This is a genomic window from Variovorax sp. AC103 (assembly GCF_979254005.1).
The window spans coordinates 88725-109848 of record NZ_CEEDFC010000015.1 but is presented as its reverse complement, the minus strand read 5'-3'; the positions used below and the strand labels follow the sequence as shown (position 1 = coordinate 109848).

The 21124-nt window shown below is 69.3% G+C and carries 19 protein-coding genes; 9 read left to right on the top strand and 10 right to left on the bottom strand.

What is annotated here, in order from left to right; translation table 11 throughout:
• Positions 1 to 10 precede the first annotated feature (10 nt).
• The 3 genes from AC0IYU_RS21645 to cadR form a co-directional block, all read right to left on the bottom strand.
• Positions 11 to 259, bottom strand: a complete 249-nt coding sequence (locus AC0IYU_RS21645) for a CsbD family protein (RefSeq protein WP_472120900.1) — start codon at positions 257 to 259, stop codon at positions 11 to 13.
• Positions 260 to 303: 44 nt separating this feature from the next.
• Complete coding sequence (locus AC0IYU_RS21640) at positions 304 to 501, bottom strand: CsbD family protein (RefSeq protein WP_472120897.1); 198 nt, start codon at positions 499 to 501, stop codon at positions 304 to 306.
• A gap of 176 nt (positions 502 to 677) precedes the next feature.
• A complete protein-coding gene (cadR, locus tag AC0IYU_RS21635) occupies positions 678 to 1148 on the bottom strand; it encodes a Cd(II)/Pb(II)-responsive transcriptional regulator (protein ID WP_472120895.1) in 471 nt (156 codons plus the stop codon).
• Positions 1149 to 1218: 70 nt separating this feature from the next.
• Here cadR and AC0IYU_RS21630 point away from each other — a divergent pair, with 70 nt between their 5' ends.
• Positions 1219 to 3576 (top strand): heavy metal translocating P-type ATPase, encoded by a 2358-nt coding sequence (locus tag AC0IYU_RS21630; protein WP_472120893.1) that lies wholly within the window; start codon positions 1219 to 1221, stop codon positions 3574 to 3576.
• A 3-nt stretch (positions 3577 to 3579) separates the two neighbouring features.
• On the opposite strand, the gene AC0IYU_RS21625 is transcribed toward AC0IYU_RS21630, so the two are convergent.
• The gene (locus tag AC0IYU_RS21625; RefSeq protein WP_472120890.1) at positions 3580 to 4278 is read right to left on the bottom strand and encodes a hypothetical protein; all 699 of its coding nucleotides are present in this window, start codon (positions 4276 to 4278) and stop codon (positions 3580 to 3582) included.
• Between the two features lie 113 nt (positions 4279 to 4391).
• On the opposite strand from AC0IYU_RS21625, the gene AC0IYU_RS21620 reads away from it, so the two are divergent.
• Complete coding sequence (locus AC0IYU_RS21620) at positions 4392 to 5657, top strand: cation:proton antiporter (protein ID WP_472120888.1); 1266 nt, start codon at positions 4392 to 4394, stop codon at positions 5655 to 5657.
• 18 nt (positions 5658 to 5675) lie between these two features.
• Here the strand turns inward: AC0IYU_RS21620 and AC0IYU_RS21615 are convergent, their stop codons facing one another.
• Entirely contained in the window at positions 5676 to 7007 is a 1332-nt protein-coding gene (locus tag AC0IYU_RS21615; RefSeq protein ID WP_472120885.1) for a heavy metal sensor histidine kinase, read from the bottom strand.
• Positions 7004 to 7681: a heavy metal response regulator transcription factor gene (locus AC0IYU_RS21610; RefSeq protein WP_435436568.1), complete on the bottom strand. Its 678-nt coding sequence runs from the start codon at positions 7679 to 7681 to the stop codon at positions 7004 to 7006. The genes AC0IYU_RS21615 and AC0IYU_RS21610 overlap by 4 nt, the downstream gene beginning before the upstream one ends.
• 161 nt (positions 7682 to 7842) lie before the next feature.
• On the opposite strand from AC0IYU_RS21610, the gene czcI reads away from it, so the two are divergent.
• From czcI to AC0IYU_RS21585, 5 genes are all read left to right on the top strand, one after another.
• Positions 7843 to 8217: a cation efflux protein, CzcI family gene (gene czcI / locus AC0IYU_RS21605; RefSeq protein ID WP_472120882.1), complete on the top strand. Its 375-nt coding sequence runs from the start codon at positions 7843 to 7845 to the stop codon at positions 8215 to 8217.
• A 98-nt stretch (positions 8218 to 8315) separates the two neighbouring features.
• The gene (locus AC0IYU_RS21600; protein ID WP_472120880.1) at positions 8316 to 9659 is read left to right on the top strand and encodes a TolC family protein; all 1344 of its coding nucleotides are present in this window, start codon (positions 8316 to 8318) and stop codon (positions 9657 to 9659) included.
• A 19-nt stretch (positions 9660 to 9678) separates the two neighbouring features.
• Positions 9679 to 11112 (top strand): efflux RND transporter periplasmic adaptor subunit, encoded by a 1434-nt coding sequence (locus AC0IYU_RS21595; RefSeq protein WP_472120877.1) that lies wholly within the window; start codon positions 9679 to 9681, stop codon positions 11110 to 11112.
• A 9-nt stretch (positions 11113 to 11121) separates the two neighbouring features.
• Positions 11122 to 14361 carry a CusA/CzcA family heavy metal efflux RND transporter gene (locus AC0IYU_RS21590; RefSeq protein WP_472120874.1) on the top strand — a complete coding sequence of 1080 codons (3240 nt, stop codon included), beginning with the start codon at positions 11122 to 11124 and terminating at the stop codon, positions 14359 to 14361.
• On the top strand, positions 14351 to 15280 hold the full coding sequence (locus AC0IYU_RS21585; protein WP_472120872.1) for a cation diffusion facilitator family transporter: 930 nt from the start codon (positions 14351 to 14353) through the stop codon (positions 15278 to 15280). Before AC0IYU_RS21590 ends, AC0IYU_RS21585 begins: the two co-directional genes overlap by 11 nt.
• Before the next feature lie 25 nt (positions 15281 to 15305).
• On the opposite strand, the gene AC0IYU_RS21580 is transcribed toward AC0IYU_RS21585, so the two are convergent.
• The 3 genes from AC0IYU_RS21580 to yjgA all read right to left on the bottom strand — a co-directional run bounded on the left by AC0IYU_RS21580 (position 15306) and on the right by yjgA (position 17849).
• The gene (locus AC0IYU_RS21580; protein ID WP_472120869.1) at positions 15306 to 16457 is read right to left on the bottom strand and encodes a hypothetical protein; all 1152 of its coding nucleotides are present in this window, start codon (positions 16455 to 16457) and stop codon (positions 15306 to 15308) included.
• Between the two features lie 14 nt (positions 16458 to 16471).
• Positions 16472 to 17062: a molybdopterin adenylyltransferase gene (gene mog, locus AC0IYU_RS21575; protein WP_472120866.1), complete on the bottom strand. Its 591-nt coding sequence runs from the start codon at positions 17060 to 17062 to the stop codon at positions 16472 to 16474.
• Positions 17063 to 17192: 130 nt separating this feature from the next.
• Positions 17193 to 17849 (bottom strand): ribosome biogenesis factor YjgA, encoded by a 657-nt coding sequence (gene yjgA / locus AC0IYU_RS21570; protein WP_472120863.1) that lies wholly within the window; start codon positions 17847 to 17849, stop codon positions 17193 to 17195.
• Between the two features lie 115 nt (positions 17850 to 17964).
• Here yjgA and pmbA point away from each other — a divergent pair, with 115 nt between their 5' ends.
• On the top strand, positions 17965 to 19335 hold the full coding sequence (gene pmbA, locus AC0IYU_RS21565) for a metalloprotease PmbA (RefSeq protein WP_472120860.1): 1371 nt from the start codon (positions 17965 to 17967) through the stop codon (positions 19333 to 19335).
• Positions 19336 to 19368: 33 nt separating this feature from the next.
• Here pmbA and AC0IYU_RS21560 read toward each other — a convergent pair whose 3' ends face one another.
• Positions 19369 to 20265 (bottom strand): LysR substrate-binding domain-containing protein, encoded by an 897-nt coding sequence (locus AC0IYU_RS21560; protein ID WP_472120858.1) that lies wholly within the window; start codon positions 20263 to 20265, stop codon positions 19369 to 19371.
• 101 nt (positions 20266 to 20366) lie between these two features.
• Here AC0IYU_RS21560 and AC0IYU_RS21555 point away from each other — a divergent pair, with 101 nt between their 5' ends.
• A complete protein-coding gene (locus AC0IYU_RS21555) occupies positions 20367 to 21116 on the top strand; it encodes a sulfite exporter TauE/SafE family protein (RefSeq protein WP_472120855.1) in 750 nt (249 codons plus the stop codon).
• Positions 21117 to 21124 lie beyond the last annotated feature (8 nt).

Here is a 21124-nt window from a genome sequence, read left to right as displayed (position 1 = left end):
GACGGCGCGCTCAGCGCCGGGACCACAGCGCGCCGGCGATGAAGCTCACGGCCGCCACCGCCGCCAGCGTGGCGACGGGACTGGTGCGCGCCGCGCTGCGCAGCTGGGCCAGCACCTCGCCGTAGCCCTGCTGCGTGCGCCCGGCGACCTGGCGTGCCTTGCCTTCGATCTGCGTGCCGACATTGCCCGTGGCGCCGCCCACGGCGTCCTGGATCTTTCCTGCGATGTTCTGCATCGCGCCTTCGGTTCGTTCGAACATGGTGTTGTCGTCCTTCATTCAATGGGGGAGGGTGCGATGCGCGTTCACTTCGACGGGCGCACCTTGTCGGCCAGGTCCTTGGCGGCCTGCTGGGCCTTGCCGGCGCCTTCCTGCACCTTGCCCTCGACCTTTTCCGTGGCGCCTTCGGCCTCGAGCTTGTCGTTGCCCGTGACCTTGCCGAGCGCTTCCTTCACGGAGCCCTTGACCTGCTTGAGCGTGCCGTCGACGGTGTTCTTGTTCATGGCGGATTCCTTTCGAAAAATGCCCAGGCGAAGCTGCCTGGTGAAAGGAATGTTAGGTTTGCGCCGTGCCTCGAAACAGCTGCGTATGCACCAGATGGCCTAGTGCATTTGCTCCAGAAGACGGGGCAAATCCAGCCGTGCTCGCCGCCTGCGTAGGAAGCGGCGCCGCGGGGAGGTCAGCCGGCGCGCTTGGCCGGCGGATGCAGCGCGCCATGCACGTGGCCCGCATGCTGGGCGAAGGCGTCGGGCGCGCCGGCCGCCGTGTCCAGCTCCTGCAGAATGCCGCAGGCGTTCGCCGACATCGGCCCGCCGCACTGCAGGCGCAGCGCCTTCAGCTGCTTCTCGAGCATCTTCAGTTCCGCGATGCGCGCGGCCACGTGGCCGATGTGGTCGTCCAGCAGCTGGTTGACCTGGCCGCAGTCTTCCTGCGGTGCGTCGCGGAATTTCAGCAGGCTGCGGATCTCGTCGAGCGTCATGTCCAGCGAGCGGCAGCGGCGGATGAAGCCCAGGCGCTGGGCGTGGTCTTCGTCGTAGATGCGGTAGTTGCCGTCGGTGCGCGCGGGCTCGGGCAGCAGCTGCTCGCGCTCGTAGTACCGGATGGTTTCGACCGGCGTGTTCGCGACCTTGGCCAGTTCCCCGATTTTCATGATGCGGCAAATGAACGAATGGAAAAGAGCGTTTGACTCTACACCTGCTTCAGGGTTTCCAATCGGTTGCATGACGAACGAGAACGCCTTGAAGCAGCCCGCGCCGCATGCGCATTCACATGCCGACGACCATGGCCACGGTCATGACCACGGCCATGACCATGCACCCACCCAAGCCCCTGCGCACGCCCACCCGCATGCCGCCGACGCCTGCTGCGCCGGCAGCCACGGCCCGGTGCCGCTGGCGCCCGATGTGGCGGACATGCCTCAAGGCGCCTTGCTCTTTCGCATCCCCACCATGGACTGCGCCGTCGAAGAGTCCGAAATCCGCCGTGCCCTCGAGCCCGTGGCGGGCGTCAAGGCGCTGCGCTTTCGGCTGGGCGAACGCACCATGGCCATCACCACCGACGACGGCGCGTTGCCCGAGGCGCTGGCCGCCATCCGCAAGGCCGGCTTCAAGCCCGAGCCATTGAACGCCGCGGGCGGCCCCGCGTCGGGCACGCAGGCCGCCGCCGCGCCCGCGCAGATCGCGGGCATGAGCGTGGGCCTGGTACGCCTCATCGCCGCGCTGGTGCTGGCCGTGGCGGCCGAGTCGATCTCGTTCATGGGGTTCGAGGGCAAGGGGTTCATGGCCGCCGAGATGGTGCTGGCGCTCGGTGCCATCGGCCTGGCGGGCCTGGACACCTACAAGAAAGGCTTTGCCGCATTGGTGCGCGGCCGCCTGAACATCAATGCCCTGATGGCCGTGGCGGTGACCGGCGCGTTCGTCATCGGCCAGTGGCCCGAGGCCGCGATGGTGATGGCGCTGTACGCGATTGCCGAGCTCATCGAGGCCCGCGCCGTCGACCGCGCGCGCAACGCCATCCAGGGCCTGCTGGCGCTCGCGCCCGAGCAGGCCGAAGTGAAGCAGCCCGACGGCAGCTGGCAGTCCGTGATGGCCAATGCCGTCGCGCTGGACGCCATTGCCCGCATCCGCCCCGGCGAGCGTGTGCCGCTGGACGGCGTAGTCACCGCGGGCACGAGCGCCATCGACCAGGCGCCGGTCACGGGCGAGAGCATTCCGGTCGACAAGACCGTGGGCGACCCGGTGTTCGCGGGCACCATCAACCAGACCGGCGCGCTGGAGTTCCGCGTGACGGCGGTGGCCGCCAACACCACGCTCGCGCGCATCATCCATGCGGTGGAGGAAGCGCAAGGCTCGCGCGCGCCGACGCAACGCTTCGTCGACCGCTTCGCCGCCGTCTACACGCCCACGGTGTTCGTGATGGCGCTGGCCGTGGCCGTGTTCACGCCGCTGTTCATGGACTGGACGTGGCTGCAGGCGCTCTACAAGGCGCTGGTGCTGCTGGTCATCGCATGCCCGTGCGCGCTGGTCATCTCCACGCCCGTCACCGTGGTGAGCGCGCTGGCCTCGGCCGCGCGGCGCGGGATTCTCATCAAGGGCGGCACCTACCTCGAGGAGGCGCGCAAGCTCAAGGCGATCGCGCTCGACAAGACCGGCACCATCACCGAAGGAAAGCCCAAGCTGGTGGCCTCGTCGCTGCTCGATGCCTCGGCCAGCGAGGCCGTGGTGTTCGCAACGGCCGCGCGCATCGCGGGCCGCTCGGACCACCCGGTGTCCAAAGCCATCGCCGAGGGGCTGAAGGGGCCGCGCGAGAAAGCGGGCGAGCAGGCGCTCGAAGAGGCGGCCGACTTCACCGCGCTGCCCGGGCGGGGCGTGCAGGCCACGGTCGCGGGCCAGGCCTATGTGCTGGGCAACCACCGCCTGATCGAAGAGCGCGGGCTGTGTTCGCCCGAACTCGAGGCAGAGCTCCAGCGCCATGAAGAGGCCGGGCGCACCGTCACGCTGCTGGCGTCCGACAAGGCCGTGCTCGCGCTGTTCGCCGTGGCCGACACCATCAAGGAATCGTCCCAGGCCGCGGTGGCCGAGCTGCGAGCGCTGGGCGTGGTGCCCGTCATGCTCACCGGCGACAACGCCGCCACCGCGAAGAACATCGGCGCGCATGCCGGCATCGAGGACGTGCGCGGCAACCTGCTGCCGGAAGAAAAGCTGGCCGCCATCAAGGCCCTGCAGCAGCGCTACGGCGCCGTCGCGATGACCGGCGACGGCATCAACGACGCCCCCGCGCTGGCGCAGGCGGACATCGGCTTTGCCATGGGCGGCGCCGGCACGGACACCGCCATGGAAGCGGCCGACGTGGTCATCATGAACGACGACCTGCGCCGCATTCCCGAGACCATCCGCCTGTCGCGCCGCGCGCATGCGGTGCTGTGGCAGAACATTTCGCTGGCGCTGGGCATCAAGGCGGTGTTCTTCGTGCTGGCCGTGTTCGGCAGCGCGAGCATGTGGATGGCCGTGTTCGCGGACATGGGCGCGAGCCTGCTGGTGGTGGCGAACGGGCTGCGGCTGATGCGCGCGGCACGCTGAGCTTCAGCTGCTCGCCGGCCCGCCCGTGGACAGCGTCGGATTGAAGATCAGCAGGCCCGCGCCCATGACCAGCACCAGCGCCACCGTCAGCAGCCAGACCGAGATGGCCAGCGCCCGCCCGCGGCCGATGCCCAGCCGCGAACGGAACCACGCGGTCTCTACACCCAGGTACCACGCCGTCGCCACCAGCACGACCACACCCGCCGCCACGCCCGAGACGTGCTGCCCGAAGAGGGTCGCCGCCGAGCAGGCCACCATGAAGGGTGTTGCCAGGAAGCACTGCAGGTAGAACGGCCGGCGCAGCGTCGTGCGGTCGATGGCGCGCTTCTGCCTGCCCAGCAGGCCCACCGCCATCGACATGGGGAAGATGCTGAACGCAATGGCGCGAAAGATCAGCAGGTTGGTTTCGGAGGCGAGCACCTGGCTGGCCAGCGGCGTCGGCCTGCCGATGCTGGCGAGCTGGGTGTGCAGGCCCACCTCGACCAGGTGCATCAGCAGCACCGACAGCATCAGGAACAGCGGCGGGCTCACGAGATCGGTGAACTGCTCTTCGTCGGGCTCGCTCAGTTCGGCTTCGGCCTTTGCTGCCAGGGCCAGCGGGTGCCGCAGGACGCGCCAGAACGTCCTGGGATAGAAGAGCAGCCACGTCATCACTTCGTACAGAAGCTCTTCGACGGAGCGGATGAACTTGAGGAACTCCATGGCGGGTGCGGGCCATCATGCCATTGCATCCCCCGGCCTGGCGAGCCTCTGGCGCCGCGAACCGGGTTCGAACTAACATTGCGGACACTTTTGTCAACGAAGCGATCCGATCCATGTCCGCCACCTCGCTGCTGCTGCAACTCATCGTCATCCTGACCACCGCGCGCGTCTGCGGCTGGGTGCTTCGCTACGTGGGCCAACCCAGCGTGGTGGGCGAAATGGCGGCGGGGCTCATGCTGGGCCCGGTCGTGATGGGTGCGCTGTTTCCTTCGCTGCATGCGCAGCTGTTCTCCAAGGAGTCGCTGCAGGGGCTGTCGTCGCTGTCCACGCTGGGGCTGGTGCTGTTCATGTTCGTGGTCGGCCTGGAGCTGCGGGCGTCGCAGGGCGTGCGCGAGCAGTTGCGCTCCGCCGGCTACGTGGGCGTGCTGAGCACCGTGGTGCCGGCCGCGCTGGGCATTGCCATCGCGCCGGCGCTGCATCCCTCGCTGGCACCGGCCGGCGTGGGCTTCTGGCCTTTTGCGCTGTTCATCGCGGCGGCGCTGTCGATCACCGCGTTCCCGGTGATGGCGCGCATCCTGAAGGACCGCGGCATGACGCGCACTTCCTTCGGCCAGCTGTCGCTCGGCGCGGCCGCGGTGGTCGACGTGTTCGCCTGGATCCTGCTGGCCTTCGTGGTGGCGATGGTCGGCGCGGGCGAGGGCTTCCACGGCCTGCTGAAGACCACGCTGGGCATGGTGGTGGTGCTGTGCGTGCTGTTCCTGGCCGTCAAGCCGGCCTTCGCCTGGCTGCTGCGCACCAAGGCGCCCGAGGGCGAGCCGTCGATCACGCTGATGGCCGCGCTGATGATCGGCCTGCTGGCCACCGCGCTGGTCACCGAGTGGCTGCACCTGCATGCGGTGTTCGGCGCCTTCCTGTTCGGCGCCTGCCTGCCGCGCGACGACCGGCTGCTGAAGTCGCTGACCGAGCGCATCGAGCCGATCTCGATCGTGGTGCTGATGCCGCTGTTCTTCGCGCTGGCGGGGCTGGGCACCACGTCCAGCGCATTCTCGGGCGCGGGCTTCGGCGCCATGATGCTGATCCTGGCGGTGGCCGCCTTCGGCAAGATCGCCGGCGGCGCCATCGGCGCGCGCATGGCCGGCTACGGCTGGCGCGACAGCCTGGCCACCGGCTCGCTGATGAATGCGCGCGGGCTGATGGAACTCATCGTCATGAAGATCGGGCTGGACGCCGGCCTCATCGGCCCCGAGCTGTTCACGATGCTGCTGGTGATGGCGCTGGTGACCACCGCGATGACCGGGCCGCTGATCAACCTGTTCATCGGCCGCAAGGCGAGCGTGCCGGCCGGCACTGCAGAGGTCGGCGCGGCGGCCAAGTCCTGAAGGGCGCGCGGCGGCGGCTCAGTCCCCGCGCCGCACGGTGAACCCGATGCGCGTCTCGCCGCCCTGGCTCGACGCGAACACGCGCCCGCCGTGCATGCGCGCAATGGCTTCCACGATCGACAGGCCCAGGCCGTGGTGCCGGGTGGAGCCGTCGCGGGCGTGCGCGGCGCGGTAGAAGCGCTCGAACAGGCGGGGCAGGGCTGCCGGGTCGATCGGCTCGCCCTGGTTGACCACGGCCACTGCGAACTCGTTCGCGTCGTCTTCCCCGATCTCGATGCGCAAGGTCGACGCCGGCGCGGCAAAGCGGATCGCGTTGCCCAGCAGGTTGAACAGGGCGCGCCGGATCAGCGCGGCGTCCACGTCGGCCGTGGCGTCGCCCCGCACCTCGGCGCGCAGGCCGGCTTCTTCCAGCATGGCGTCGTAGAAGTCGATCACGTCGGCGGCCTGCACGGCCAGCTGCGTGGCGGCCCGCTTGCGCATCGCCCCGCCGCGCTCGGCCTGCGACAGGAACAGCATGTCGGTGACGATGCCCGACAGCCGCCCGATTTCCTCGAGGTTGGACGCCAGCACCGTCTGCAGCTCCTCGTTGCTGCGCGGGCGCGTGAGCGCCAGCTCGGTCGAGCCGATCAGGTTGGCCAGCGGCGTGCGCAGCTCGTGCGCCACGTCGGCATTGAAGGACTCCAGCTGCACATAGGCCCGCTGCACCCGCAGCAGCAGCGCGTTGAACTGCGTGATCCACGGGCGAAGCTCTTCGGCGAAGGCCATGGCGTCGATGGCTTGGTTGGCCTTGTCGGGCGCCATGGCCGCGGTGCGGTCGGCCAGCGCCCTCAGCGGGCGCAGGCCGCGCCGCACCAGCCACATGCCCGTGAGCGAGACCAGCGCGGTGCCCAGCACCACGGCGCCCAGCAGCGTCCACGCCAGGCGCCGCAGCAGCCGCACCTCCTGCACCATGTTCACGCCGAGCTGCACGGACAGCTGCAGCGTCGTGCCGCCCTGCGTCCAGGGCACCTCGAGGTCGCGCCGCATCCAGTGGGCGCCCGGCGCGGGGGTGGACTGGAAGAGCTCGCGGCCTGCGTGCGAGATGCGCAGCGACACGTCGTCCTGCATCGAGAAAAAGTCGTCCAGCTTGTGCCGAAGGAATACCAGGTCGCCGCCTTTTTCGGCCTCCTGCAGCAGGTGCTGTACCAGCACGGCCTTCTGGCCGATCTCGTCTTCCTGCTTCTGCCCGAAGCTCCAGGCCGTGACCATGTACACCGCCAGGCAGACCACGCTCAGGCCGAACAGCGTCTGCGCGGCGAACCAGAGCGACAGCCGGCGCTGCAGCGAGAGCCGTTGCGGCCGCGGGCTCATGCCCAGGAGCGGTCTTCCAGCACGTAGCCCATGCCGCGCACCGTGTGCAGCAGCTTCACGTCGAACGGGTCGTCCAGCTTGCTGCGCAGGCGGCGGATGGCCACCTCCACCACGTTGGTGTCGCTGTCGAAGTTCATGTCCCACACCTGCTCGGCGAGCGTGGTGCGCGACAGGATCTGGCCGCGCCGGCGCAGCAGCACGACGAGCAGCGTGAACTCCTTGGCCGTGAGCTCCAGGCGTGTGCGGTTGCGTGCGCACTTGCGGCTGATGAGGTCGACCTCGAGGTCGGCCAGCCGGAGATGGGTCGATTCCTGCGGCTTGCCGCGCCGCAGCAGCGCCTGCACGCGGGCCAGCAGCTCTGAAAAAGAGAAGGGTTTGACGAGATAGTCGTCCGCGCCCTGCTGCAGCCCCTGCACGCGGTCTTCGACCTTGTCGCGCGCGGTGAGCACCAGCACGGGAACGTTCTTCGTGCGGCGTATGGCCTGCAGCACGCCGAAGCCGTCGATGCCGGGAAGCATCACATCGAGCAGGACGAGGGCGTAGTCGCCCTCCGTCGCAAGGTACTTTCCTTCGATGCCATCGCGGGCGATATCCACCACATAGCCGTTCTCTTCGAGTCCCTTCTTGAGGTAGTCGCCGAGCTTGGGCTCATCTTCAATGACAAGAATGCGCATCGATAGATGGTAACGAAGCGCTTTCGCTACGCCAGTTACGATTTAGTAATCCTATTGACGGACAAACGCTCCCCCTGCCGTCATACATTGCGCCGGGCCTGCGGATTGCAGGGGCATTGGCGCAAGACGCGCCGAAGGCCGCCGATATACTTTTTGCCTCCATGCGCCGCTGGCTCCTCATCTTCCTGCTCGTTCTCTTGCCGCTGCAGCTCAGCTGGGCCGCGGCATCGGCGTACTGCCAGCACGAGCGCGACACGCAGCCCGAGCACTGGGGCCACCACGACAGCGAAGGCCGGGACACCGACCGCAGCCACAGCGGCGAGGGGGCGCAGAAAAATTCGAGCACGCAGCCCAATGCCGTGGTCGGCGACTGCGCGGTCTGCCATGCAGGCTGGGCACAGCATGCCGACGCCTCCACCGAGCCGGCGCTGGCCGCGGCCCGCATCGCGCAGACCCCGCGCATGACGCCCGCCGAGCGCTTCGCCTCGCACATCGCCGACGTTCCCGTGCGGCCCGACTGGTCTCTCGCCCTCTGATTCGGCGAGAGAACCCACCCACCTTCTGATCTTCATCATCAGCTGAGCCTTTCTCGCCGAATTCGTCCGTCCGTTGTTTTGCAACCCAGGAGAATTCGATGCGCACGCTCTTCGTGCCGCTGGCCGTCTTGGCCTTGGCGGCGCCCCCGGTTTTTTCGCAGGTCGTGCAGACCTCGGCCGGCTCCCCTCATTCGTCCTCCCGTGCGGCCACGCGCACGCTGGAGCCCTCCGGCCCGCTGAACCTGCAGGCCGCGCTCGCGATGGCGCTGCAGGCCAACCCGGGCCTGTACGCCGCATCGCGCGAGCAGGACGCGACCGAGGCCGCCATCGTGCAGGCCGGCGCCTGGCCCAACCCCACGCTCGACGCGCAGGTGGAAGACCTGCGCCGCGACAACCGCACCACCACGCTGATGCTGAACCAGCCCCTCGAACTGGGCGGCAAGCGCGCGGCGCGGGTGACGGCGGCCGAGCGCGCGCGCGACCAGGCCGCGTCGGCGCTGGACGCCCGCCGCGCCGAGATTCGCGCGGCCACCGTCACTGCCTTCTTCGAGGTGCTGACCGCGCAGGAGCGGCTGCGCCTTGCGCAGGATTCGGTGGGCCTTGCGCAGTCGGGCACCCGCGCGGCCGCCAACCGGGTGGCCGCCGGCAAGGTCTCGCCGCTGGAAGAGACCAGGGCGCGCGTGGCCGAGGCGGGCATTCGCGTCGAGCTGCTGCAGGCCGAAGGCACGCTGCGCTCGGCGCGCCAGCAGCTGGCCGCGCTGTGGGGCAACGCGGCCCCGCGCTTCACGCAGGTGGACGGCGCGGTCGACCAGCTGCCGGCCATGGCGCCGGCACAGGACATGCAAAGCCTGCTGGCCGCCGCGCCCGTGGTGCGGCAGGCGCGGCTCGAGGTCGAACGGCGCCGGGCGCTGTCCGAGCTGGAGCAGGCCAAACGCATGCCCGACGTGACCGTGTCGCTCGGTGCCAAGCGCGTGCCGTCTTCCGAAGGCGAGACGGGCGGCGGGCGGCGCAACCAGGTGGTGGTGGGGCTGTCGATTCCGCTGCCGATCTTCGACACCAACCGCGGCAACGTGGCCGAGGCGCTGAGCCGCGAGGAGAAGGCGCGCGACGAACTGGCCGCTGCCGAGCTGCAGCTGGGCACCGACGTGGCCCAGGCCACCGAGCGCCTGAACTCCGCGCGCGCCACCGCCCAGACGCTGCAGCGCGACGCGCTGCCCGGCGCCGAGACCGCCTACAAGGCCGCGACCAGGGGCTTCGAACTCGGCAAGTTCAGCTTCCTGGAGGCGCTGGACGCGCAACGCACGCTGTTCCAGGTGCGCGCGCAGTACCTGCTGGCGCTGGCCGACGCGCACCGCGCGGCCGGCGACCTCGACCGGCTGCTGGGCCGCCACGGCGACGACGCCGCCCTTGCACTCCCGCTCGCGACGCCCGTCGCGCGCTGAACCCCAGTTTCCACACACCATGAACGCACAAGAACGCAAACCAGTGGCCGAGCGCATCGGCAAGAAGCAGTGGATCGCCATCGCGGTGGTCCTCGTCGTGGGGCTCGGCGCCGGCGCGATGATTCTGCGCACCTCGCCCGCCAAGCCCGAGGCGGCCGGCCACGCCGAAGCGGCCAGGCACGGCGACGGCGAGCACCACGAAGAGGGCGAGGCCCACGGCAAGGAGGCCGGCAAGGAAACGACCAAGGAAGCGGACAAGGACCACGACCACGGTCACGGCGAGGCCGCCGGCCATGCCGACAAGGAGCACCACGCCGAGGGCAAGAAACCCGAGGGTGGCGCACCGGGCAAGGCCGCCGCCGCGCCTGGCAAGGAGGGCGGCGAGGACAAGGAACACAAGGAACACAAGGCACACGAGGAAGGCGAAGAAAAGATCGCCTTCACCGACGCGCAGGTCAAGGCCGCCGACATCGCCATCGCAAGCGCCGGCCCCGCGCGCATCAAGCTGGCGCTGCAGCTGCCCGGCGAGATCAAGTTCAACGAAGACCGCACGGCCCACGTGGTGCCGCGCGTGGCGGGCGTGGTTGAGGGCGTGTCGGCCGACCTGGGGCAGGAGGTCAAGCGAGGCCAGGTGCTGGCCGTGCTGTCCAGCCCTTCGCTGTCGGAGCAGCGCAGCGCGCTGCAGACGGCGCAGCGCCGGCTGGCGCTGGCCCGCACCACCTACGAGCGCGAGAAGAAGCTGTGGGAAGAAAAGATATCCCCGCAGCAGGACTACCTGCAGGCCGAGCAGGCCATGCAGGAGGCCCGGATCGAGGTGGCCAACGCCAACCAGAAGCTGCTGGCGCTGGGCGCCACCCCGGGCTCGGCCGCGCTCGGTCGCTACGAGCTGCGCGCGCCCTTCGACGGCATGGTGGTCGAGAAGCACATTGCGCTGGGCGAGTCGGTGAAGGAAGACGTCAACGTGTTCACCATTTCCGACCTGTCGAGCGTGTGGGCCGAGATCAGCGTGGCCGCCGGCAACCTGAACCTGGTGCGCATCGGCGAGCCGGTGACCATTCGCGCCAGTGCCTTCGACCAGACGGCCGCCGGCAAGGTGTCTTACGTGGGCTCGCTCATCGGCGCGCAGACGCGCACCGCCACCGCGCGCGTCACGCTGACCAACCCGCAGCGCATCTGGCGCCCGGGCCTGTTCGTGAACGTCGAGCTCGTGGCCTCGGAGACCGACGCGCCCGTGACCGTGTCGGCTGAGGCGATTCAAACGGTGGAAGACAAGCCCACGGTGTTCCTGCGCGTGCCCGGCGGCTTCGTGCCGCAGCACGTGCAGACGGGCCGCAGCGACGGCAAGCGCGTGGAGATCGTCGGCGGCCTGACGCCCGGCGCCGCCTATGCCGCGAGCGGCAGCTTCGTCGTGAAGTCGCAGCAGGGCAAGAGCTCGGCCACGCACACGCACTGAGGACGCCGCATGTTCGAACGCATCATCGGTTTTTCCATTGCGCAGCGCTGGTTCGTGCTGCTCGCCGTGCTCGGCATGGCGGCGCTCGGCGTGTTCAGCTACCAGAAGCTGCCCATCGACGCGGTGCCCGACATCACCAACGTGCAGGTGCAGATCAACACCGCCACGCCCGGCTACTCCCCCCTGGAGACCGAGCAGCGCGTGACCTACCCGATCGAGACCGTCATGGCCGGGCTGCCCGGCCTGCAGCAGACGCGCTCGCTGTCGCGCTACGGCCTGTCGCAGGTGACGGTGATCTTCAAGGACGGCACCGACATCTACTTCGCGCGCCAGCTCGTGAACGAGCGCATCCAGTCGGCGCGCGAGAGCATGCCCAGCGGCATCTCGCCGGTGATCGGGCCCATCTCGACCGGCCTGGGCGAGATCTACCTCTGGACCGTGGAGGCGGAAGAGGGCGCGAAGAAGGCCGACGGCCAGCCGTATTCGCCGACCGACCTGCGCGAGATCCAGGACTGGATCATCAAGCCGCAGCTGCGCAACGTGGCCGGCGTGACCGAGATCAACTCCATCGGCGGCTACGCCAAGGAGTTCCAGATCGCGCCCGACCCGGCCAAGCTGCTGGCCCACGGCCTGAGCATGACCGACCTGGTCACCGCGCTGGAGCGCAACAACGCCAACGTGGGCGCGGGCTACATCGAGAAGCGCGGCGAGCAGTACCTCATTCGCGCGCCGGGGCAGGTGAAGTCGGCCGAAGACATCGGCAACGTCATTCTTGGCAACGCGGGCGGCATTCCGCTGCGCGTGCAGGACGTGGCCGAGGTCGGCATCGGGCAGGAGCTGCGCACGGGCGCGGCCACCGACAACGGCCGCGAGGTGGTGCTGGGCACGGTGTTCATGCTGATCGGCGAGAACAGCCGCACCGTGTCGCAGGCGGTCGACAGGAAGATGCAGGAAGTGAACCGCACGCTGCCCGCGGGCGTGAAGGCGGTCACCGTGTACGACCGCACGGTGCTGGTCGACAAGGCCATCGCCACCGTGAAGAAGAACCTGTTCGAGGGCGCGGTGCTGGTCATTGCCGTGCTGTTCCTGTTCCTGGGCAACATCCGCGCGGCGCTGATCACCGCGCTGGTGATCCCGCTGTCGATGCTGTTCACCTTCACCGGCATGGTGAACCAGAAGGTCAGCGCCAACCTCATGAGCCTGGGGGCGCTGGACTTCGGCATCATCGTCGACGGGGCGGTGGTGATCGTGGAGAACTGCGTGCGGCGCCTGGCCCATGCGCAGGCGAAGCACGGGCGGCCGCTCACGCGCAGCGAGCGCTTCCACGAGGTGTTCGCAGCCTCGCAGGAGGCGCGGCGCCCGCTGCTGTTCGGCCAGCTGATCATCATGATCGTGTACCTGCCGATCTTTGCGCTCACGGGCGTGGAGGGCAAGCTGTTCCACCCGATGGCCTTCACCGTGGTGATTGCGCTGCTGGGCGCGATGATCTTGTCGATCACCTTCATTCCCGCGGCCGTGGCGCTGTTCATCGGCAACAAGGTCAGCGAGAAGGAAAACCGCTTGATGCTGTGGGCCAAGCGCGGCTACGAGCCGCTGCTGGCGCGCGTGATGCAAGCCAAGGCGCTGGTCATCACCGTGGCCGCGGTGGCCGTGGTGCTGTCGGGCCTGCTGGCCACGCGCCTGGGCACGGAGTTCGTGCCCAGCCTGAGCGAGGGCGACTTCGCCATCCAGGCGCTGCGCATTCCGGGCACCAGCCTCACGCAGTCGGTCCAGATGCAGAAGCAGCTGGAAAGCACGCTGAAGGCGAAGTTTCCGGAAATCGAGCGCGTGTTCGCGCGCACCGGCACGGCCGAGATCGCGTCCGACCCGATGCCGCCGAACATCTCCGACGGCTACATCATGCTCAAGCCCGAGAGCGAGTGGCCCGCGGTCGACGGCGCGTCTCGACGCACGCGCGCCGAGCTGCTCGCCGCCGTGCAGGAAGAAGTGGAAAAGCTGCCGGGCAACAACTACGAGTTCTCGCAGCCCATTCAACTGCGCTTCAACGAGTTGATCTCGGGCGTGCGCAGCGACGTGGCCGTGAAGATCTTCGGCGACGACATGGACGTGCTCAACCAGACGGCGGCCGAGGTGTCGCAGGCGCTCGGCAAGATCCCCGGCGCGGCCGAGGTGAAGGTCGAGCAGACCACCGGCCTGCCGATGCTCACCGTGAACATCGATCGCCAGAAGACCGCGCGCTACGGCCTGAACGTGGGTGACGTGCAGGACGCGATTTCCATCGCGGTGGGCGGGCGCGAGGCCGGCACGCTGTTCGACGGCGACCGGCGCTTCGACATCATCGTGCGGCTGCCGGAAAACCTGCGCACCGACCTGGAAGCCATCAAGCGGCTGCCCGTGGCGCTGCCCAAGGGAGCGGGCGCCGAGGGCCTGCGCGCCAGCTTCATTCCGCTGGGCGAGGTGGCCACGCTCGACATTGCGCCCGGTCCCAACCAGGTGAGCCGCGAAGACGGCAAGCGCCGCATCGTGGTGAGCGCCAATGTGCGCGGGCGCGACCTGGGCTCTTTCGTGGCCGAGGCCGAGGAAGCCATGCGCAACGTGAAGATCCCCGCCGGCTACTGGACGGTGTGGGGCGGCCAGTACGAGAACCTGGCGTCGGCCACCGAGCGGCTGCAGGTGGTGGTGCCGGTGTCGCTGCTGCTGGTGCTCACGCTGCTGTTCGCGATGTTCGGCAACCTCAAGGACGGCCTGCTGGTGTTCACCGGCATCCCGTTCGCGCTCACGGGCGGCATCGTGGCGCTGTGGCTGCGCGACATTCCGCTGTCCATTTCGGCGGCGGTGGGCTTCATCGCGCTGTCGGGCGTGGCGGTGCTCAACGGGCTGGTGATGATCTCGTTCATCCGCAACCTGCGCGACAACGGCCTAGCGCTGGACGCGGCCATCCGAGAAGGCGCGCTCACGCGGCTGCGCCCGGTGCTGATGACGGCGCTGGTCGCCTCGCTGGGGTTCGTGCCGATGGCCATCGCCACCGGCACGGGCGCCGAGGTGCAGCGGCCCCTGGCGACGGTGGTGATCGGCGGTATCCTTTCCTCGACTGCGCTCACGCTGCTGGTGCTGCCGCTGCTCTACCGCCTGGCGCACCGGCGCGACGAGGACGAGGTGCGGCAGGAAGCGGACGAAACGCAGCACGGCACGCCGCTGGCACCCGCTACACCCCCAACACCCGCCACGCAAGGTTCACATGGCCCATGACCATTCCCAGGCCCACGGCCATTCGCATGGCGCGGGCGGCAACGAGAAGGCGCTGCGCTGGGCGCTGCTGCTGACCACCACCTACCTGGTGATCGAGGTGGCGGGCGGGTTGTGGTCCGGCAGCCTGGCGTTGCTCTCCGACGCGGCCCACATGTTCACCGACACGGCGGCGCTGGCCATTTCGCTGGCGGCCATCCGCATCGGCCGCCGGCCGGCCGACCGGCGGCGCACCTTCGGGTACTACCGCTTCGAGATCCTGGCGGCGATGCTCAATGCCGTGCTGCTGTTCGCGGTGGCGATGTATGTGCTGTACGAGGCCTGGCGACGGCTCTCGTCGCCGGCCGAGATCGCGTCGGGCACCATGCTCTGGGTGGCCGTGGGCGGGCTGGCCGTCAACTTCGCGAGCATGCGCATCCTGGCGGCGGGCAAGGACGACAGCCTCAACGTGAAGGGCGCGTACCTGGAAGTGTGGGCCGACATGCTGGGCTCGGTCGGCGTGATCGTGGGTGCGCTGGTGATCCGCTTCACGGGCTGGGCGTGGGTCGACTCGGTGGTCGCGGTGGCCATCGGGCTGTGGGTGCTGCCGCGCACGTGGCGACTGCTGCGCGAGAGCCTGAACGTGCTGCTGGAAGGCGTGCCCGACGACGTGGACCTGCCCGCCATCGAGCGCGCGCTGCTCGGCGGCGAGGGCGTGGCCAGCGTGCACGACCTGCACGTGTGGGCCCTGTCGAGCGGCAAGGTGAGCCTCAGCGTGCACGTGGTGTGCACGCCGGGCACGGCCGACCTGGCGCCGCTGACGTTGCGATTGCGCGCGTTGCTGGCGGAGCGCTTCGACATCCACCATTCCACCGTGCAGGTCGAGCGCGTGCCCTGCGAGCAGGCCGCCGAGAGCCATGGCTTCGGGCCGGCGCCGGCCTGAGCCTGCGGCAAGCCGCGTTCAGACGTCAGACCTGCCCGCGCGCCTTGAGCAGGGCCCAGCGCTCGGGCGCGATGGCGGCCTTCATGGCTTTCAGCGGATCGATCTCGCCGGTGTTGTCCGCGTGGGCGACGACGAAATCGTCGGTCGTGTTCAGCATGGCGTGCGCGGCGGGCGCGTTGAAATGCGCCGCGAGGTTCTTCAGCACGCGCATTGCCGAGGCCGTGCTTTGCCGCAGCGCCATGAACTGGCCGTGCAGCAGGCAGGCTTCCTTCAGCGCCGCGTCGTCGAGCCAGCGTTCGTGCGCGTCGCCTTGCACAGCGCGAATTTCGTCGGGCGCCCAGAGGTGGTAGCTCACCTCTTCGCCGGTCTCCAGCACGCGGCGCCGGGTCGACTCGAGGCCCCACACCAGGAACGGAGGCCACGCGGCCTCGAAATCTTCCTGCGTGTAGCAGATGAGCAGGCAGTAGATCTTTTCGTGCGTGGGGATCTGCGCGAGCGCGCGCGCAATCTCGTCCCGCAGCAAGGCCTCGACCTTGGCGGTCACGCTCGCGAGCGCCTCGCCCTTGCGCGGGCGGCGGTAGCTCAGGCGGCTTTCGCCGCTGGGGGGGCCGTCGTCGTCGAGGTACTCGAGCGTGATGGTGTCGAGTTGCGCGGCCTCTGTGTAGCGGTAGACGTCCTGGCAGAGCCAGGCCTTGCGGGTCTCGGCCCAGTTGGAGGTGACGGCGCGTTCGAGCCGGCCGTTCTTCCACACGTAGCGTGTGTCGAAGCCCTCGTGGCCGCGGCTGATGTGCTGCGAGTCGAGCAGGCCGTCGGCGGGGCGGTAGCGGTACTGGGTGACCGTGGCGAGCCGGGGCGCGCCTTCTTCGTACACGTCCAGGTCCAGGGCGGTGCGCCGGTCGGCTTCGTGCAGCCAAGCGGTGAGGCGGCCACGGCTTTGGCGCTGCAGCACCAGGCGGCCCTCGGCGTCGAAGCCGTGGTGCATGTGGCGCTCGGGGTCGGCCTGGTCGTCGGCCAGCCATCGGGGCGCGGGGCCGCCATATTTCTCGCGCATGAACGGGGTGGCCTCGCCCATCGACTCGGTGGCCCAGCGCCACGACACGGCCTGCGCCGCGCAATCCGCCAGCAGCCGGCTGGCGTTGGCAATGTCCGAATAGGTGCGGTAGACCGCCGCCAGCATCGTTCGATGCGCCTTCAGCGGTTTTGGCGGATGGCCGATTTGGGCCGGAAGGCCTTGCAGACCGTGTCGTCCGTCTCGAGGTATGGCCCGCCGATCAGGTCGATGCAGTAGGGCACTGCCGCAAAGATGCCGGGCACGAGCTGGGTGCCGTCGGCATCCTTCAGCCCTTCGAGCGTCTCCGCGATCGCCTTGGGCTGGCCAGGCAGGTTGAGGATCAGGCTCTGGCCGCGGATCACCGCCACCTGGCGCGAGAGGATCGCGGTCGGCACGAAGCGCAGGCTGATCTGGCGCATCTGCTCGCCGAAGCCGGGCATTTCCTTGTCGCCCACGGCCAGCGTGGCCTCGGGCGTGACGTCGCGCAGGGCCGGGCCGGTGCCGCCGGTGGTGAGCACCAGCGAGCAGCCGGCGTCGACCAGCTCGACCAGCGTGGCGCTGATGCGCGCGGCCTCATCGGGAATCAGCCGGGGCTCGAATTCGATCGGGTTCTTAAGTGCGCGGCCTAGCCATTCCTTCAACGCAGGCAGGCCCTTGTCCTCGTAGGTGCCGCTCGATGCGCGGTCGCTGACCGAGACGATGCCGATGCGGACGGAGTCAGGTGCGCTCATGGTGTTGCTCCTTCCGCCTCTGGGGGAAGGTGGGGAAGGTGGGGATGGGGGCGGGCAGAGCGCCCGATGGTGGCGCCGCGTGCCCCCACCCCAACCCTCCCGCGGGAGGGGAGGGAGAAAGACAGCGAACTCATGCGTCCTCTTCCCGGTCCTGCGCGGCCGCCGCGGCGGCGTGATCGTCGCCGCCGTGCACGGCCAGTTGCTGGCGGACCAGCTGGAAGATCTCGCGGTAGGCCTTGCCCTGCCGCGGCGCTTCTCCGGCCGGGCCGGTCTTCATGTCCTTGCGGGCCTGGCGCACCAGGGCGCGCAGTTGCTGGGAGTCGGTGGCGGGATGGGTTTCGATCCAGCCGCCGAGGGCGTCGTCGTCGCCGATCAGGCGGTCGCGCCAGCGTTCGGCCTCGTGCAGGGCGGCGGCCTCGGCGGCCGGCACGGTGTTCTGCTCGGTCAGGGCGAGCTTGACGGCTTCCAGCGTGGGCTCGTCGAGCTTGCGCATCAGCTTGCCGATGAACTGCATCTGCCGGCGCTTGCCCTCGAAATTGGTGATGCGCTTGGCTTCGATGACGGCGTCGACGAGCTTTTCGCCGAGCGGCAGCGCATCGAACAGGGCCGCGCGCAGGCCGAGCAGTTCCTCGCCGAGCTTTTGCAGTTCGTCGCTTTCGCGCTTGAGATCGGTGCGGCTGGATTCGTCGGTGCCCTTGAGCTCGCGCTTGAGCTCCAGGTCGAGTTCGCTGCCTTCGGCGACGAACTGGCCACGGACGAAATAGCCTTTTTTGGGTTTGCGGGACATGAGATGGATTCTGGGCCGCACCGTGCGGCGTTGCAACGCATGCAATGCGTGCAATGGGCAGTGGGAAGCTGGGGGGTAAACGTGAAACAGGGGGCGCAAGTATCATAGCCACCACATGACGACACCATCTTCGCGCGCCGATTCCGGCTTCGCCTACAGCCGCTCCTTCTTCGAAAACCTGGTCGACACAGCCTTGGCGCATGCCAAGAAGCTCGGTGCCACCGACGCCGGGGCCGAGGCCTCCGAGGGCTGCGGCCTGAGCGTGTCGGTTCGCAAGGGCGAGCTGGAGAACGTCGAGCGCAACCGCGACAAGTCGCTGGGCGTCACGGTCTATGTGGGCCACCGACGCGGCAACGCCAGCACCTCCGACTTCTCCGAAGCCGCCATCCAGCAGACCGTGCAGGCGGCCTACGACATTGCCCGCTTCACCGCCGAAGACCCGGTGAGCGGCCTGCCCGACGAGGCCGACATCGCCAAGGACCACCCCGAGCTCGACCTGTTCCACCCCTGGGACGTGACCAGCGAGCAGGCCGCCAAGCTGGCGCTGGAATGCGAAGAAGCGGCGCTGTCGACCGACAAGCGCATCACCAACAGCGAAGGCGCGGGTGTGTCGGCCCAGCAGAGCCACTTCTTCAGCGCCCACACGCACGGCTTTCGCGGCGGCTATGCCAGCTCGCGGCACTCCATCTCGGTGGCGCCCATCGCCGGCAAGGGCGACGGCATGCAGCGCGACGCCTGGTACAGCTCCATGCGCGCGGCCGACGAGCTTGCCAGCCCGCAGGCGGTGGGCCGCTACGCCGCCGAGCGGGCGCTCAGCCGCCTGAAGTCGCGCAAGATCAAGACCACCGAGTGCCCGGTGCTGTTCGAGTCGCCGCTGGCCGTGGGCCTGCTGGGCGGGCTGGTGCAGGCCGTGAGCGGCGGTGCGCTGTACCGCAAGAGCACCTTCCTGCTCGACTCGCTGGGCAAGCCGGTGCTGCCCAAGCACGTCGACATTGCCGAAGATCCACACGTGATGCGCGGCAAGGGCAGCTCGCCTTTCGACGACGAAGGCGTGATCACCCGGGCGCGCAAGGTGGTCGACGCAGGCCGCCTCGAAGGCTACTTTCTCTCGACCTATTCGGCCCGCAAGCTGGGCATGAAGACCACCGGCAACGCCGGCGGCTCGCACAACCTCACGCTGAGCTCGCGCCTGACGAAGCACGGCGACGACCTCGACGCCATGCTCGCCAAGCTGGGCACCGGCCTGTTCGTGATCGAGCTGATGGGCCAGGGCGTGAACTACGTGACCGGCGACTACTCGCGCGGCGCGAGCGGCTTCTGGGTCGAGAAGGGCCGCATCGCCTTCCCGGTGGAAGAAATCACCATCGCCGGCAACCTGAAGGACATGCTCATGGGCATCGAAGCCATCGGGGCGGACGCCTACACCTTCGGCGCCAAGACCACGGGCTCGATCCTGGTCAACCGGATGAAGATCGCCGGCAGCTGAGCCGGCCGATCTGACGAGGTCGCCGGGCTCGCCCTAGGGGGCTTCCGGCGCGCCCAGCAAGTGCTGCAGCATGCGCTGCGCATTGAGCGGCAGCTCTTGCGACGTGCGCACGCACGCCAGCAAGGTGCGCTCCGCCCAGGCGTCGGCCAGCGAGGCGCGTGCGATCTTCATCGTGCGGGCGCAACGCGCGGCCGCGGTCTGCGGCACGATGCCCACGCCGATGCCTTGCTCGACCATGCGGCACACCGCTTCGAAGTTGCGCACGCGCACGCGGTAGGACAGGTGCCGCCCCAGCGAGCGCGCATGCGTGGCGACCAGCTGCTGCAGTGCGCTGTCGGCGGGCAGACCGATGAATTCGCTGTCGACCACGTCGGCCAGCTTCACGCGCCGTCGCCCGGCCAGCGCATGGCCGCGCGGCATCACGAGCACGAGGTCGTCGCGCCGGAACGCATGGCATTCGAGGCCCTGCGTGTCGATGGCGTCCGAGACGATGCCGATGTCGCACAGCCCCGCGCGCAGGGCCTCGACAGTGTCGGGGCTGGGGCGTTCCTCGAGGTCGATCGACACGCGCGGGTGCTGCGCCAGGAAGCGCGCGAGCACTTCGGGCAGGTGCTCGGTCAGCGCCGAGGTGCCGCACATGAAGCGCACATGGCCCTTGAGGCCCTGGCCGTACTCGCCGAGCTCGCCGCGCAGGCGCTCCATCTGCTGCAGCACGACGCGCGCGTGGTGCAGCAGCGTGCGGCCGGCCTCGGTGGGGCGCACGCCTTGTGCGTGGCGGGTGAGCAGCGGGGTGCCCAGCGCGTCTTCCATGCCGCGCACACGCTGGCTGGCGGAGGCCAGCGTCATGTGCGAACGCCCGGCGCCCCCGGTGAGGCTGCCGGCTTCGGCGACGTTGAGGAAGAGCCGCAGGTCGGTGAGGTCGAATCGCATGGTTCGCCGCAGTGTGCACCAGCAGCCTCAGTCGCAGCCTGAGGCCGGCTCTGCGAACCCCGCATTTCCAGGCACGCCATTGCCCGGCAGACTCCGCCGCGATGACGCATTCGAACGACCTGACGAGTTTCTGGGCCGCCGCCACGGCGGTGTTCCTGCTGGCGGGGGTGATCAAGGGCGTGATCGGACTGGGTCTGCCCACGGTGTCGATGGCGGTACTGGCGCTGTGGATGCCGCCGGTGCAGGCCGCGGCGCTGCTGATCGTGCCTTCGCTGGTCACCAACGTCTGGCAGACCGGGCCGCGCGGCACCTTCATGCCGGTGCTGCGGCGCATCGGTGGCATGCAGGTGGGCGTCGTCATCGGCACGCTGGGCGGGGCGCTGTGGCTGGGGGTGCCGGCGGGCGCGTGGGCTTCGGTGGCGCTCGGCGTGGCGCTGGTCGTCTATGCGGGGTGGAGCCTGCGCCAGCTCCACGTGAGCGACGCACAGGCGCGCTGGCTCGGGCCGCTGGTGGGCATGGTCACGGGGCTGGTGACGGCAGTGACCGGGGTGTTCGCGGTGCCGGCGGTGCCGTACCTGCAGGCGCTGGGCTTCGAGCGCGATGCGCTGATCCAGGCGATGGGCATCTCGTTCACCACCTCGACGGTGGTGCTGGCCATCGGGCTGGCGGGGAACGGCGGTTATCCGATGTCGGCGCTGGGTGCGTCGTTCGCGATGCTGGTGCCGGCCGTCGGCGGCATGGTGCTCGGAACGTGGCTGCGCAAACGGCTGCCGGTGGCCGTGTTCCGGCGCTGCTTCTTGATCGGGCTGGCGCTGCTGGGGCTGTACATGGCCGCGCGCGCCCTGGCGTGAGGGCGAAG

Bases quoted from the DNA above. Each gene is read 5' to 3' on its own strand.
- AC0IYU_RS21620 (WP_472120888.1), top strand. From the start codon at position 4,392: ATGTCCGCCACCTCGCTGCTGCTGCAACTCATCGTCATCCTGACCACC.
- AC0IYU_RS21580 (WP_472120869.1), bottom strand. From the start codon at position 16,457: ATGCTGGCGGCGGTCTACCGCACCTATTCGGACATTGCCAACGCCAGC.
- AC0IYU_RS21600 (WP_472120880.1), top strand. From the start codon at position 8,316: ATGCGCACGCTCTTCGTGCCGCTGGCCGTCTTGGCCTTGGCGGCGCCC.
- yjgA (WP_472120863.1), bottom strand. From the start codon at position 17,849: ATGTCCCGCAAACCCAAAAAAGGCTATTTCGTCCGTGGCCAGTTCGTC.
- AC0IYU_RS21630 (WP_472120893.1), top strand. From the start codon at position 1,219: ATGACGAACGAGAACGCCTTGAAGCAGCCCGCGCCGCATGCGCATTCA.
- AC0IYU_RS21590 (WP_472120874.1), top strand. From the start codon at position 11,122: ATGTTCGAACGCATCATCGGTTTTTCCATTGCGCAGCGCTGGTTCGTG.
- AC0IYU_RS21645 (WP_472120900.1), bottom strand. From the start codon at position 259: ATGTTCGAACGAACCGAAGGCGCGATGCAGAACATCGCAGGAAAGATC.
- AC0IYU_RS21615 (WP_472120885.1), bottom strand. From the start codon at position 7,007: ATGAGCCCGCGGCCGCAACGGCTCTCGCTGCAGCGCCGGCTGTCGCTC.
- AC0IYU_RS21595 (WP_472120877.1), top strand. From the start codon at position 9,679: ATGAACGCACAAGAACGCAAACCAGTGGCCGAGCGCATCGGCAAGAAG.
- mog (WP_472120866.1), bottom strand. From the start codon at position 17,062: ATGAGCGCACCTGACTCCGTCCGCATCGGCATCGTCTCGGTCAGCGAC.
- AC0IYU_RS21585 (WP_472120872.1), top strand. From the start codon at position 14,351: ATGGCCCATGACCATTCCCAGGCCCACGGCCATTCGCATGGCGCGGGC.
- czcI (WP_472120882.1), top strand. From the start codon at position 7,843: ATGCGCCGCTGGCTCCTCATCTTCCTGCTCGTTCTCTTGCCGCTGCAG.
- AC0IYU_RS21555 (WP_472120855.1), top strand. From the start codon at position 20,367: ATGACGCATTCGAACGACCTGACGAGTTTCTGGGCCGCCGCCACGGCG.
- AC0IYU_RS21610 (WP_435436568.1), bottom strand. From the start codon at position 7,681: ATGCGCATTCTTGTCATTGAAGATGAGCCCAAGCTCGGCGACTACCTC.
- cadR (WP_472120895.1), bottom strand. From the start codon at position 1,148: ATGAAAATCGGGGAACTGGCCAAGGTCGCGAACACGCCGGTCGAAACC.
- AC0IYU_RS21640 (WP_472120897.1), bottom strand. From the start codon at position 501: ATGAACAAGAACACCGTCGACGGCACGCTCAAGCAGGTCAAGGGCTCC.
- pmbA (WP_472120860.1), top strand. From the start codon at position 17,965: ATGACGACACCATCTTCGCGCGCCGATTCCGGCTTCGCCTACAGCCGC.
- AC0IYU_RS21625 (WP_472120890.1), bottom strand. From the start codon at position 4,278: ATGGAGTTCCTCAAGTTCATCCGCTCCGTCGAAGAGCTTCTGTACGAA.
- AC0IYU_RS21560 (WP_472120858.1), bottom strand. From the start codon at position 20,265: ATGCGATTCGACCTCACCGACCTGCGGCTCTTCCTCAACGTCGCCGAA.